This is a genomic window from Lactiplantibacillus sp. C232, from assembly GCF_023806725.1.
GTDB classification, from domain to species: Bacteria; Bacillota; Bacilli; order Lactobacillales; family Lactobacillaceae; genus Lactiplantibacillus; species Lactiplantibacillus plantarum.
Window position 1 is genome coordinate 1 of record NZ_JAMSKZ010000066.1, and the last position, 280, is coordinate 280.

The 280-nt window shown below is 47.9% G+C and carries 1 protein-coding gene; it reads left to right on the forward strand.

The features are described 5' to 3' along the window. A partial coding sequence (locus MZO41_RS16650) for an NFACT RNA binding domain-containing protein (RefSeq protein WP_252129723.1) occupies positions 1 to 280 on the forward strand: 280 nt, incomplete at both ends.

Genomic DNA, 280 nt, shown 5'->3' on the forward strand with positions numbered 1-280 from the left:
TAAAAACAACCGGCAAAACGATCAGTTAACATTGAAAACGGCCCGTAAGAGTGACTATTGGCTGCATACACAAAAAATCCCAGGCTCACACGTCATCATCCATTCAGATGATCCTAGTGACCAAACGCTCACAGAAGCCGCGAATCTCGCCGCATACTTCTCAACAGCCCGCGATTCAGCAACCGTTCCGGTCGATTACGTCCAAGTTCGCCGAATTCGCAAGCCCAATGGTGCCAAACCTGGCTTTGTGATCTATGAAGGTCAGAAAACATTGTACGTT